Annotated in this window: 11 protein-coding genes; all 11 read left to right on the top strand. The window is 54.5% G+C overall.

Features of this window, described 5'->3' with window-relative positions; translation table 11 throughout:
* Nucleotides 1–25 precede the first annotated feature (25 nt).
* Nucleotides 26–1,504 (top strand): 2-methylcitrate dehydratase, encoded by a 1,479-nt coding sequence (gene prpD, locus ACSSVV_RS01175; RefSeq protein WP_454105417.1) that lies wholly within the window; start codon nt 26–28, stop codon nt 1,502–1,504.
* A gap of 143 nt (nt 1,505–1,647) precedes the next feature.
* Complete coding sequence (locus tag ACSSVV_RS01170; RefSeq protein ID WP_278800691.1) at nt 1,648–3,060, top strand: TIGR03013 family XrtA/PEP-CTERM system glycosyltransferase; 1,413 nt, start codon at nt 1,648–1,650, stop codon at nt 3,058–3,060.
* A gap of 64 nt (nt 3,061–3,124) precedes the next feature.
* Nucleotides 3,125–3,769: an XrtA/PEP-CTERM system exopolysaccharide export protein gene (locus ACSSVV_RS01165; RefSeq protein ID WP_023010390.1), complete on the top strand. Its 645-nt coding sequence runs from the start codon at nt 3,125–3,127 to the stop codon at nt 3,767–3,769.
* Nucleotides 3,770–3,808: 39 nt separating this feature from the next.
* Nucleotides 3,809–5,326 (top strand): XrtA system polysaccharide chain length determinant, encoded by a 1,518-nt coding sequence (locus ACSSVV_RS01160; protein WP_454105416.1) that lies wholly within the window; start codon nt 3,809–3,811, stop codon nt 5,324–5,326.
* Nucleotides 5,326–6,231 (top strand): polysaccharide biosynthesis protein, encoded by a 906-nt coding sequence (locus ACSSVV_RS01155; RefSeq protein WP_454105415.1) that lies wholly within the window; start codon nt 5,326–5,328, stop codon nt 6,229–6,231. The genes ACSSVV_RS01160 and ACSSVV_RS01155 overlap by 1 nt, the downstream gene beginning before the upstream one ends.
* The gene (locus tag ACSSVV_RS01150; RefSeq protein ID WP_011785140.1) at nt 6,224–7,510 is read left to right on the top strand and encodes an outer membrane beta-barrel protein; all 1,287 of its coding nucleotides are present in this window, start codon (nt 6,224–6,226) and stop codon (nt 7,508–7,510) included. The genes ACSSVV_RS01155 and ACSSVV_RS01150 overlap by 8 nt, the downstream gene beginning before the upstream one ends.
* 28 nt (nt 7,511–7,538) lie before the next feature.
* Nucleotides 7,539–8,438 carry an XrtA system polysaccharide deacetylase gene (locus tag ACSSVV_RS01145; protein WP_454105536.1) on the top strand — a complete coding sequence of 300 codons (900 nt, stop codon included), beginning with the start codon at nt 7,539–7,541 and terminating at the stop codon, nt 8,436–8,438.
* Nucleotides 8,435–9,592 carry a glycosyltransferase family 2 protein gene (locus ACSSVV_RS01140; protein ID WP_454105414.1) on the top strand — a complete coding sequence of 386 codons (1,158 nt, stop codon included), beginning with the start codon at nt 8,435–8,437 and terminating at the stop codon, nt 9,590–9,592. Before ACSSVV_RS01145 ends, ACSSVV_RS01140 begins: the two co-directional genes overlap by 4 nt.
* Nucleotides 9,592–9,897, top strand: a complete 306-nt coding sequence (locus ACSSVV_RS01135; protein WP_454105413.1) for a hypothetical protein — start codon at nt 9,592–9,594, stop codon at nt 9,895–9,897. The genes ACSSVV_RS01140 and ACSSVV_RS01135 overlap by 1 nt, the downstream gene beginning before the upstream one ends.
* On the top strand, nt 9,894–11,018 hold the full coding sequence (locus ACSSVV_RS01130; RefSeq protein ID WP_454105412.1) for a glycosyltransferase: 1,125 nt from the start codon (nt 9,894–9,896) through the stop codon (nt 11,016–11,018). The genes ACSSVV_RS01135 and ACSSVV_RS01130 overlap by 4 nt, the downstream gene beginning before the upstream one ends.
* Before the next feature lie 215 nt (nt 11,019–11,233).
* Nucleotides 11,234–12,268 carry a CoF synthetase gene (locus ACSSVV_RS01125; RefSeq protein ID WP_454105411.1) on the top strand — a complete coding sequence of 345 codons (1,035 nt, stop codon included), beginning with the start codon at nt 11,234–11,236 and terminating at the stop codon, nt 12,266–12,268.
* Nucleotides 12,269–12,272 lie beyond the last annotated feature (4 nt).

The raw sequence follows: 12,272 nt of genomic DNA, 5'->3' as shown, positions 1-12,272 counted from the left end.
TGGGACAGGAGAGGAGGGCCGTAATATGTCTGCCACTTACGATCTCAACGAACGCCCGGACTACGACGACGTACTGCAACAAATCGCCGACTATGCCCTTGATTACCGCATAGAAAGCGAAGAAGCCTGGGAAACGGCCCGTTATTGCCTGATGGACACCCTGGGCTGCGGTTTGCTGGCGTTGCGTTTTCCGGAATGCACCAAACACCTGGGCCCGCTGGTGGAAGGCACGATCGTTCCCCACGGCGCCCGGGTGCCTGGCACTCCATACCGCCTGGACCCGGTGAAAGCCGCCTGGGACATTGGCTGTATCGTCCGCTGGCTGGATTACAACGATACCTGGCTGGCGGCCGAATGGGGCCACCCCTCCGATAATCTTGGCGCCATTCTTGCGGTTGCCGATCACCTCTCGCAGAAGCGCGTTGCCGATGGCCACGCGCCATTGGCCATGAAGGCCGTTCTTGAGGCCATGATTCTGGCCCATGAAATTCAGGGTGTACTTGCCCTTGAGAACTCGTTTAACCGGGTCGGGCTGGATCATGTTGTGTTGGTGAAGGTGGCGTCGACCGCCGTCAGTGCCAAACTGATGGGCGCCAACCGGGAACAGATGCTCTCCGCGCTGTCTCATGCCTGGGTCGATGGCCAGGCCCTGCGCACCTATCGCCACGCGCCCAACGCCAGTTCCCGTAAATCCTGGGCGGCAGGCGATGCCACCTCGCGGGGTGTTCGCCTGGCAGATATTGCCATGCGAGGGGAGATGGGCATTCCCGGGGTGCTGACGGCGCCACAATGGGGCTTCTACGACGTCCTCTTCAGCAAGACCAATCGAGATCAGGCCCTGAAACCTGAATCATCACGTAGCTTCGCATTACCACAGCCTTTCGGCTCCTACGTGATGGAAAACATCTTGTTCAAGATCTCCTTCCCGGCAGAGTTTCATGCCCAGACCGCCGCCGAGGCAGCGGTATCACTGCACCCGCAAGTGAGGGGCCGACTGGACGACATTGATCGCGTAGAGATCACTACCCACGAGTCGGCTATTCGCATCATTTCCAAGCAGGGCAAGCTCGCCAACCCCGCAGACCGGGATCACTGCCTGCAGTACATGACGGCGGTGCCACTGATCTTTGGCAGCCTGACAGCTGAGCATTACGAAGACAGCTTTCACCAGGCCCATCCAGAAATCGACCGCCTGAGAGAAAAAATGCAGGTCATCGAGGATGAACGATATACCCGCGAATACCTCGAGGCCGATAAACGATCAATCGCCAATGCGATACAGGTTTTCTTCAAGGATGGCTCCAGTACCGACAAGATTGCAGTGGAATACCCGATAGGGCACCGGCGCCGGCGAGAGGAGGGTATGCCGCTGCTGGTGAAGAAATTCCGCGCCAATCTTCAGACGCGCTTTCCTGCCCAGCAATGCGACGCCATTATGGACAGTTGTGCTAGTCTAGGGCGGCTTGAGGTGATGCCGGTGCACGAGTTTGTGTCACAACTATAAAATATTTGTAAAATCGAACGAAATGGGCGAGTGGCCCACATTGCAGTTTCAATGAATTGCCGTACAATCCCGTAACGGTTTGTTACAGTGTGTAGCAAAGGATGCTTGCAGTACAGGCAGTGTGAACCGCACAAGGAGTCGACGTGGCCCACGTCAGGTTGTTCAGACACTATATACACTTACCTTTTGTTATTCTCGGCCTGATCGATCTGATCGTCATGGGCCTTGCGTTCGCACTGGCGGTGTTTTTCCGCTTCTTCGGCGAGCTCGAATTCTTCCTCGATAATCTGGTTTTTGTCCTCCCTTCCATCACGATCTTTGCGTTGTTCAATCTGATCGTCATGATCGCTCTGGGCGTGCACCAGTCCCGTGTGGAAGAAGGCATGTCCGGCATGATGCTACGCACCATCATGGCCATGATTCTCGCCATACCGCTGCACGGCTTTGCCTATTTCGTGGCCGATGACTGGCTCTGGTATCTGGGCAGCTTCGGGTTACTGACATCGGCGACTGTGCTGGCGATATTTTCGCTGGGGATTGCCAGAGTGGTGTTCTTTGCTGTAGTAGGCAAGGACCGCTTCAAGCGCCGGGTTCTGGTGCTGGGTGCCGGCCGCCGGGCAAAACAGATGTTCGAGGACCTGACCACTCCTTTCAACCGCAAAGGATTTTCACTGGACGGCTTCGTTCCCATGCCGGATGACACGGTGGAAGTGGATGAGCAGTACCTCATTAACCTTCCAACCTCCTTGCATGACTACGTACTTCGACACCCGGTAAGGGAGATTGTGGTTGCGGTGGACGACCGCCGTCGGGGCTTGCCGATGGAAGACCTTCTGGAATGCAAAATGGAAGGTGTGCACATTATCGACGGTGCTAACTTCTACGAGCGTGAATCCCGTAAGGTGGCTCTGGAAATGATCACCCGCGGCTGGCTGGTGTTCTCTGACGGATTCACGGTTTCTTCGGTGTATGGCGTCGGCAAGCGGGCGCTGGACGTTCTGGCCTCTGGTACGCTCCTGCTGGCTACGTTCCCGATCATGGTTCTCACCGCCATCGCCATCAAACTGGAAGACGGATTAAAAGCTCCGGTGATTTACAGCCAGGAACGGGTAGGTCTGAACAACCAGGTGTTCAAGGTGCACAAGTTTCGGTCCATGATTACCGACGCGGAAAAGAACGGCGCGGTCTGGGCCAGGAAGAACGATACCCGGGTGACACGGGTTGGCGAATTTATCCGTAAGGTGCGGATTGATGAACTGCCACAGATCTTTAATGTACTGAATGGCACCATGGCCTTTGTCGGGCCGAGGCCAGAACGGCCGGTGTTCGTTGAACAGCTGTCTGAAAAGATTCCGTTTTATGCAGAAAGGCACCGGGTAAAGCCCGGGCTGACCGGTTGGGCCCAATTGTGTTTCGCCTATGCGGACAACGAAGAGGACACCCGGGAAAAGCTGCGCTACGACCTCTACTACATCAAGAACCAGAGTTTACTTCTTGATCTGTTGATTATAATTCAGACAGTAGAAGTGGTATTGTTCAAAAAAGGATCAAGGTAGTTTCGGGAGTCAGCTGTTCCCGGAACATGGAATAAAGCACGGACCTCACAAGAGAGGAATAAAGATGTCACGGAAGTATCTCATCCAAGGGCTTATTGTGTCCCTCATGGCGGTAGCTTTGGCAACGGGTTGTGCCGGCCCTTCCGCTTCCTCTTCAGAACAGATCCAGCGTGCATTGGCCGTTGATACCCGGGATAGCGTGGACCAGTACATACTGGGCGCAACCGATGTCGTACGGGTTTCTGTGTGGCGCAACGAGGATCTCAGCATCTCCGTTCCGGTTCGGCCTGACGGCAAGATTTCCGTGCCGCTGGTAGGGGATGTTCAGGCCAGTGGCCGCACGCCCGAAGAGTTGGCCAGCTCCATTCGTACGTCCCTGACTGAGTACATTCGTGAGCCACAGGTGAGTGTGGTTGTGACCTCCATGGGCAGCCATGAATTCACAGACCGGGTGCGGGTAACCGGTGCGGTTCGCCAGCCCATTTCAGTGCCTCACCAGAGCGGCATGACGGTTCTGGATATCTTCCTGAATGCCGGTGGTGCGAATGAGTTTGCCGCGCTAAACAACGCCATGCTGTATCGGAAGCTTGAGGGCGAGGTGGTTGCCATTCCCGTAAAACTGGACGACATCCTTAACAAAGGCCGGGTTGAAACCAACTACGGCATGCGGCCGGGTGACATTCTTACCATTCCAGAGCGCAGTTTCTGAGTGGTTGCAGAGCTAAAAGGTCTGAAGGCGGGTTAGGTTATGGCATTACCGTTATCCCAGTTACCGCAGGAGATCATTCGCGAGGTCCGGGGCCGGAAGGGCCTCGCGTTTCTTGCGTTTGTGATTGTCAGTTTTGCTGTGCTTGGAGCAGGCTTTGTATGGCCCTATAAGTATCAGTCTGAGACCATCATCTTCGTAGACGACCGCAACATCATTGCGCCGTTGATGGAAGGGCGCGCCGTGGCCACGGAGATTAACGACCGTACCTCGGCTGCAAAAGAATTGCTGATGAGCCGGAGCCTGATCGAGAAAGTGGCTTTGGATCCTGAAATTTATCCGGATGCGCCCTCTGACCCGGCGGCACTTGAGTACCGGATTGCGAACATTCGCTCGGGTTTGTCGGTCAGGCCCCGGGGCGACAGTTATTTCAGTATTGGCTTCTCGTCCACTTCCCAGATGGAAGCATTCCGCGTTGCCCAGAAACTGGGGCAGGTCTTTATAGAAGAAACCAAAGACCGTAAGCGGGCCGAAAGCCGCAACGCCTACGATTTCATCGACAAACAGGTCAAAAGCTACGAGCAGCAACTGGCCCAGGCTGAGAACCGGCTCAAGGAGTTCCTCTCTGAAAACACCGATGGAACGGAGCAGGAAGCCAATGCCCGCATGGCGCAGCTTCGTAATCAGCTGGAACTGGCCGAACTCGAGAAAAAAGAACTTGAAACCCGTGCGGCTTCCCTTCAGAGCCAGCTCGGAGGCATCCGGCCCACGATCACGCAAGGCCGAACTGAGGATGCCTACAGAGAGCGGATCCGGATCCTGGAAGAGCGCCTGGATAGTCTGCGGCTGCAATACCACGATACCTACCCGGATATCGTGATACTCCGGGAACAGCTGGCGGAACTGCGCAAACAACGAGACCAGGCGGCAGAACGGCCGACGGACGTGAGTTCACTTGAGGGCGAAGAAGCTGTTAACCCGCTCTACCAGGAACTGCGGGCAAACCTCTCTACCACGCGGGCGGATATGGCCACCGTGGATACAAGAATTACTTCGCTCTCCCGTCTGCTGGAACAGCAAGCAAAGCGCATGGAGCGCATCCAGGCCAACAAAGCCCAGTACTCTGAGCTCACCCGCGACATGGAAGTGAACCGTGAGATTTACGATGACCTGCTCAAACGCCGGGAAAAAGCGCGGGTCTCCATGCATCTCGACATTGAAGGGCAGGGGCTCAACTACCGCATTAATGAAACCGCTCAATTCCCGCGCACGCCCTCTGGCCCCCAGTTCTCCATGTTTGCTGCGGCTGGATTGTTCCTGGGGCTGGCGGCACCCTTTGGAGCGGTTGCGGGTCTGTTACAGGTAGATCCCCGGATTCGTGCCAGGAAGCAGTTGGAAGACGACATTGGTTTGCCGGTTCTTGTTGAGATTCCGGAGGTACGAACACCCTACGAAAAGCGACGGGATCGAAAGGTTACGTTACTGATCGGGATTTTCGCGGTGCTCACGGTAACAGTGTATGTGACCATCGTTGTGCTAGCTCAAATGGGAGTGATCTGATGCCAGAACAACGAAATGATCGGTCCGGATTTGATCCCGAGGAATCCCAGGATTCTGGCAATGAGACAACCGGCAGCAGCCCGGCGGGCAGTGAAGAGCATTCCTTTTGGCTGAAGCGCAAGGAGCGTTTGAAACAAGAGCTGGATTTCCGGGATGACGAAGACTCCCGCATGCTGGTGCCAAGCTCTCTGGAACTGGGGCCCGGCGCGGTTGATAAATACGTTATCAGTAAGCAGATCGTGCGTATGCAGGAGCCCAGAAGGCTCACGCACGACGACCTCGACGAGCGTCGGATTATCTATCCCGAGTCCCGCAACCGCGCGCTGGTCAACCGTTTCCGGGATCTGAGAACCAAGCTGCTGGAGGTTTCCGGAGGCAATAACTTCACTCTGGTCGTGAGCGGTGCCAGCTCTGGCGCCGGTTCCTCGTTTGTAGCCCTGAATCTTGCTGCAGCCTTTGCCTTTGATCAGGCCAAGACGGCTTTGATCATCGACTGCAACCTGCGCGAACCGTCTTTGCACTCCACACTGGATGTGATGCCCGAGACAGGCCTGACCGACTTTCTGGATGACCCGGACTACGACATTTCCAGGATTCTCTATCCGACCGGTATTCCCAGGCTGAGGCTGATTCCGGCGGGCAGTCGCCGTGAAACACCGGCCGAGTTTTTTACCTCCTTCCGGATGAAGCAATTCCTGCAGGCAATCCGTCGTCGCTATCCAGACCGTTTCATCGTGCTGGACACGGCGCCGATATCCGAATCTCCGGATGCCCGCATTCTGACCGAACTCTGCGATTACGCCATGCTGGTGGTACCTCACGGCAAGATCACTGCGGCGATGGCCGAACAAGCTGCGACGGCTTTCAATCCGGACAAGTTTGTAGGAGCGGTGATCAATGGCTGATCGGCAGAGGGTAGGGACACCCGTTGCAATAACGGCAATACCAGTAATGTTACTGGCTGGTGCCTGCTCGTTCCCCGTGTTTGCGCAAAGTGAGGTCACGTTCGGGCTGGACAGCCGCTTCACCGACAATGCCCGCAAGGCAGATACGAATGAAGACAGCGATTTCGAGACCCGTGCCTACCTGACCGCCGGTTACCAGACAGATCCCGGACGCTGCAACGCTGATTTCCTGGGCACTCTGGGGTATTCCTGGTGGCAGGACGATAGCTTTGACAGCGAGAGCTTCGCGGAAATGGACTTCCAGGGCGATTGCGAGCTCGCCAACCAGCTTTACTGGGAAGTGGACAACAACCTTAGGGAAGTGAACCAGGACACTCGCCAGAGTGACACACCGGACAACCGAACCCGAAAAAACGTGTTCAGCACTGGCCCCAGATACCTCTGGCGTCTGAATGACACCAACTGGCTCAATCTTTCTGCCCGCTACGCCAACACCGAGTACGACGAACCGGAGGAAACGGACAGCGAACGCTATACCGGTTCTATCGCCTGGAACCACCTGTTCAGTTCCACATTCACCGGGGGCCTGAGTATTTCCCACAGTCAAACCGAGTTCGACTATGGCGCAGAAGTGGATGTGAATAGTGCCCAGGTTACCTTCGAGAACCGTTGGGCGACCACGTCTCTTTCCGGTTCTGTTGGCGTGAGTGAAATCGAAACGGATTACGCCAATACCAACCAGTCGAGCGATGGGCTGGTAGGCCAGATAAACCTTACCCGGCAAATCAATCCGAGTACCGAATGGTACCTGAATGCCTCAAGGGAGCTGACAGACCGCACGTCCACGCTTGACCTTCGTTTCGGAGAGTTCGAGTTCAACCTCCGCGAAAGCATCACCGTTGAAAACAGCGTTTTGTCGACCGGCATCAACAAGCAGTTTTCCGACGCCTCCTCACTGAATCTTGACCTCTATGCTTATCGCTCGGATTACCTGGAAAGCGACGAGAAAGAAGACAAAGCCGGCATTAATGCCCGCTATTCTCGCCAGTTTTCGGAACTGACCACCGGATACCTGGCGCTGGGCTTCGACCACCTGAGTTATGAACGCGACGACACCCAGGACGAAGTTGCCCGGCTTGTGATCGGCGCTGAGCACCAGGCAACCAGGGATTTGAGTTTGTTGGCCAGGGTAGGGCACGACACCAAGTCCAGCGATATTTCCAGCCGGGAATACGATGAGAACTGGGTGTTGGTTGGTCTGGAATACCGACTGCGCTGATCAACACAGGAAGTGTGAGGCTATGGCCATGAAAGAACCGATACAGAACGCCCTGACAATTGATGTGGAAGACTACTTTCAGGTAGCTGCGTTGGCAGAGGCCGTTCGCTACGACGACTGGTCCTCCATGGAGTATCGGGTTGAAGCGAATACAGATCGCATTCTCGCGTTATTCGAGAGGGCAGGTGTAAAAGCGACCTTTTTTACCCTTGGGTGGGTCGCTGAGCGTTCTCCAGAGCTGGTGAAACGGATTGCGGCTCAAGGCCATGAAGTTGCCAGCCATGGTTACAGTCATCAGTTGATCTATAACCAGACGCCGGAAGTTTTCAAAGAAGAAACCCGGCGATCGAAGGTTATTCTTGAGGACATTCTCGGTGCGCCGGTAACAGGGTATCGTGCGGCCAGCTATTCCATCACCAATCAATCGCGTTGGGCGCTGGATATCCTTGCCGAGCAGGGGTTTACCTGGGATTCGTCCATCTTTCCAGTGCATCACGACCGCTATGGCATGCCCGGCACGCCACGCTGGCCCCATCGGCTGACCACCGATAAAGGATATGAGCTGGCGGAGTTTCCGCTAAGCACGTTCAAGTTGCCGGGCTACACCCTTCCAATTGCTGGTGGTGGATATTTCCGGCTTTTCCCGTACTGGTTCAGTCGATACGGACTGGGCTCCATCAACCGGCAGGGACGGCCTTTTGTGTTCTACCTTCACCCCTGGGAAGTAGATCCGGACCAGCCGCGCCTGGATGTAAAGTGGTTCTCCCGCTTCCGTCATTACAACAATCTGGATGTGTGTGAACAGAGATTGGCCAGATTGTTGTCTGATTTCCGGTTTACCACCATGAGCCAGGTTCTGGAAAGCGAAGGGGTTCTTGAGCCCTCATCGAACACCCTAGGTTCCAGCTCTGTGGCAGGGATGGCATGATGGTCGCAGTATTCTGGATATCTTTCCTGTTGTTGGCTTACATCTACTTCGGCTATCCCGTCTGTATCAGACTGCTGGCATCCGCACGACCCTTGCCCGTAAACAAAAGCGGCGCTTACCAGCCGAAAGTCTCGATTCTTATCGCCGCCTACAACGAGGCCAAAGACATTGAGGCTACACTCAGGAATAAGCTGGCGTTGGACTATCCCAGGGAGCAATTGGAAATCCTGGTGGTTTCCGATGAGTCGGAGGACGGAACCGACGAGATTGTCCAGGCTGTTGCTGCTGATGCGCCTTTCCCGGTCAAACTGTTTCGTCAGGTACCCCGTCAGGGCAAAACCGCGGGGCTCAACATGCTCAAACAGCATGCGGAAGGGGAGATCCTGGCGTTCTCGGATGCCAACTCCGAATGGGATCAACAAGCCCTGAAAGCACTGGTGAGTAACTTCAACGACCCAGCGGTGGGATACGTAACCGGAAAAATGGTCTATGTGAACCCGGAGGGCGCCCTGATTGGCGACGGCTGCAGCGCTTACATGAAGTATGAGAACTGGCTCAGGGCACAGGAGACTCTGGTAGGCTCTGTGGTAGGCGTAGACGGTGGCATTGACGCCATGCGTAAAGAACTGCACTCCGAGCTGAATGCCGATCAGTTGCCGGATTTTGTTCAGCCACTCAAAGTGGTTGAACAGGGGTACCGCGTTGTTTATGAACCTGGGGCGCTGCTTAAGGAAGAAGCGTTAAGCGATGGGGGCAGTGAATTCAGCATGCGGGTGCGGGTAAGCCTGCGTGCACTGTGGGCGCTCAAAGACATGAAACAGCTCATGAGCCCGGCCAACGATCCAGTGTTTGCCTGGCAGCTTATCTCCCACAAGCTGCTGCGCTACGCGGCCTTTGCACCCATGATAACCCTTGCGATTGCTGCCCTTTACCTGGCGCCGGTGAAAGGGTTGTATGCGTTAGCCGCGATAGGGTACGGCCTGTTTCTCTATTTCGCGTGGGCGGGCTATCAAAAAGAGAGCCGGGGGCAATCGCTTTCTAGCGTGTATGCCCTGCCTTACTACTTCGTGTTGTTAAACCTTGCGTCCTTTAAGGCATTTGTCGCCTTCGCCAAGGGCGAGAAGAAGGTTGTCTGGAACCCAAGGAAGGGATAATGGCATTGCCCAACCTGGAAGCCTTGCTGGAGGAGAAAAAACTCCCCGGGCTTGATGGATTTCGAATGGTTGCCGTCATGGCCGTGGTGCTGGCTCACTCAGGGGTAGGCACGCTGTTCTTTTCGGCACGCCATGGCGTGATTCTCAGTGGTTTGCTTGCCTCAGCGTCTTACCATTTCCTCGAAAAACGATTCCTGCGATTAAAGCACCGCTATGAGGTAGTGGGAGCAAAGACTGGACGCTCACCGAAGGCGGGTAATCCATCCGGAATGGAGAGCCTCGCGGCCAGGGAGCGTTCCAGTTGAAGGTATTGCACCTGATTGATAGTGGCGGCCTGTATGGCGCAGAGCGAATGCTGTTGGCTCTGGTAGCAGAGCAAATCAAGCAGGGGCTGGAGCCCATGATTCTCAGTGCCGGCGAGCAGGGGATTCACCAAAAGCCGCTTGAGATCGAGGCTGAGAAACTGGGATTGCCGCTTGTAGTTTGGCGAATGACTCCGGGCTTGAACTACTCGGAAACTCGGAAAATCTGTGAGTGGGCCGAGCATTGGGGTGTCGACCTGGTGCATTCCCACGGGTACAAGTTCAATATTCTGATGTCTCTCTTTGGTCGGCTTAGTCGGAAGGTTCCGGTTGTGAGTACCTTGCACGGGTATGTTCACGCGCCTCGCTTTTCCAGGATGTGGGTATATGAATTGCTTGATCGACTGGCGATCAGTCGGTTGGATGGAGTGATCATGGTTGGCGCGGCGATGAAGAAGGAACTATCAACGGGACTGATTCGTCCCCGTCGCCTCACGACAATAAGAAACGGACTGGCGGTAGACGACACTCAGCGCAAGGCAACTGAACCCTTGCCAGAGGCGCTGGAAGAGTTTTTTAGCACCCATGAGCCGGTGATTCTGGGGGTTGGTCGTCTATCCAACGAAAAGGGCTTCAGTCATCTTATTGATAGCTTCCGTAAGATCAAACAATCTGCTCCTAAAGCTGGGTTGCTGATTGTTGGCGATGGAATGCTGCGTAAGGATCTGGAAGACCAGGTTGCGCGTCTCGGTCTTGGCGGCGATGTCTGCTTGCCCGGGTATTGCGACAATGTGCCTGCTTTGATGGCGCGCTCGTCTGCATTGGTTATTTCCTCGTCTACCGAGGGCTTGCCGATCACCTTGCTCGAAGCGATGGCTGTCCGCCTGCCCGTTGTATCTACCGATGTTGGCGAGATCCCGTTTGTTCTGGATGAAGGGGATAGCGGCGTTCTGGTAACGGATCCTGCTTCAGAGTTGGTTGATGCCATAGAACTCGTGCTCAACGAGACAGAGGCCACTCATCGGAAAACTGAGCACGCTTTTCATAAAGTCTCCGGAGAGTTGTCTGCAAGATCAATGGCCGAACAGTATCTGCGCGTATATAACGGGGTGGTGGCATCTTGAAGGCTTTGTTCTTTTTTCGGTATGTCTTGGCGCGCTTAACCTACCTGGTTCTGCGGCTTCCTGTTGCCAGGTTTCAGGCTGAAGTAGAGGAGCTTTGGGGATTAGAGCCAAACGAAAGACTGCAGCGGCTGTCTTGTATACTCAACAAGAATCAGCCTAAAGATGCCCAGGGTGTGGCAGTGCATTCTCTGTCGGAATTGCCGGATAGACCGCCAATGAGCAAGGCTGATCTCAGAGCAATGTCCGCTGCCAGCAGCACTGTGGCATCGAGTTTTTCCCGGCACACGGCGGGCACTACCGGAGAGCCAACACATATTTCTCTGTCCAGAACTGAGCTGGCGCAGATGCTTGCCATCAGGGCGTATTGCTATAGCAAGCACGGTCTGAAACTTGGTCAGAGAGAAGCGCGAGTATGGGGTAGGGCAGCCAATTCCCTAACGGCAAAGATCCGCGATTTTTTGTTGAACCGTAAGGTGTTCTACCCGGCGGAGGATGGTGCTGAAGAAACGGTTGAAAAACTGGTCAAGTGGAGCCCTGAGTATCTGTATGGATATACGTCGCTCATCCTTGAGGCCGCGCAGATTGCGCAAAAGAAGGGACTTAAGCCAAGGGGCGTAAAAGCCGTGATCTGCACGGCGGAGTCGATCCTGCCCGCACAGAAGAAGTTTATCGCAGAGGTGTTTGGAGCTCCGGTTTTTGAGGAATATGGGTCCACCGAGTTTGATGTCATCGCCTTTGAATGCTCAAGAGGACATTTGCACTTGGTAAATCCCTGGCTTTGGGTTGAGGAAGAAGAAGACACGGTGTTGATCACGGATGTCTCTCGCAAATCTCAAAGTATCGTTCGTTATCAGCTGGGAGATGCAGTTAGCCTTGCCAAGGCTGATTGTAGTGAGTTGGGTTCGATGTGCTCGATCGAAGAGCTGCGTGGACGTACAGCTCAGCAGTTTGCTTATATCAATCCGAAGCAAAAATTTCACGCTGTCGTATTTGGAAGAGTCCTTGACTCTTATATGCGGAATTTCAATGATTGTTTTAGATTTACAATCAGGCAAAAGGAATATAACTCGTTTTATTTTTATCTATCTGAACAGCCATCGCTTGGAGTGAGGCATTTTAGAAGCTGGATAAGTTCAGAGCTAATAACCAAACTCGAATTACAGCAAGATTTGAATATCGTCGTTTCATGCGATAATACCAAAGCTGGGCGAGAAAAATTCACCTACTTTGTACAAGAGATAAAATCTTAGATTT

The organism is Marinobacter sp. MBR-105, from assembly GCF_053628895.1.
The sequence above is the reverse complement of the archived record's forward strand: the minus strand, read 5'-3'. Positions and strand labels throughout refer to the sequence as shown.